The 902-nt window shown below is 63.2% G+C and carries 1 protein-coding gene; it reads right to left on the minus strand.

What is annotated here, in order from left to right; genetic code table 11:
* Positions 1-8: 8 nt before the first annotated feature.
* Positions 9-902 (minus strand): IS256 family transposase (locus BST10_RS22195; RefSeq protein ID WP_083040794.1); only part of this gene is annotated, 894 nt, incomplete at its 5' end.

Below are 902 nucleotides of genomic sequence, written 5' to 3' on the forward strand. Positions count from 1 at the left end.
ATCTTCGGTTAGTTGGTTTCGCTTCCCGGCATGCGGTCGGCGAAGGTGATCGCGAAGGCGTTCAGTGCTGGTTTCCAGCGCATGGTCCATCGCTTCTGGCCGGTCCCGGTCGGGTCCAGCGACCGGGTGACCAAGTATAGGCACTTCAGAGCTGCTTGCTCGGTTGGAAAATGACCCCGCACCCGCACGGCGCGGCGGTATCGGGCGTTGAGGGATTCGATGGCGTTTGTCGAACAGATCACCTTCCTTATCTCGGTGTCGTAGTCCAGGAACGGGATGAACTCACTCCAGGCGTTGCGCCACAATCGAATTGCTGCCGGATAACGCTGACCCCATTCAGCGTCGAAGGCATCCAATGCCTCAGCGGCAGCGGCGGCGTTGACCGCGGTGTAGACCGGCTTGAGCGCCTTGGCGATCGCATCGCGATGCTGGCGCCCGGCGTAGCGGAACGTGCCGCGGATCAAGTGGATGATGCAGGTCTGGACCACGGTGTCGGGGAACACCGCGCTGACCGAAGCCGGCAGTCCCTTGAGGCCGTCGCAGACGAGGAAGAAGATGTCTGCCACGCCACGGTTCTTCAGCTCAGTGAGTACGGCCAGCCAGTACTTGGCCGATTCGCCGTCACCTTCGCCGGCCCACATGCCCAGTACGTCACGGTGTCCGGCCAAATCGACGCCGATCGCAGCGTAGATCGGTCGCGGACCGACCTGGCCGTCGCGGATCTTGACGTGCAGGGCGTCGATGAACACCGCGGCATACACGCGCTCCAACGGCCGGGTGTGCCAAGTGGTCATCTCCTCGACGACACGGTCGGTGATCCGGCTGATGGTGTCCTTGGACACCTGGGCGCCATAGATCTGGGCGAAATGAGCGCTGATCTCCCCGGTGGTCAACCCGCGGGC

The organism is Mycolicibacter algericus DSM 45454 (genome assembly GCF_002086455.1).
Classification (GTDB): domain Bacteria; phylum Actinomycetota; class Actinomycetes; order Mycobacteriales; family Mycobacteriaceae; genus Mycobacterium; species Mycobacterium algericum.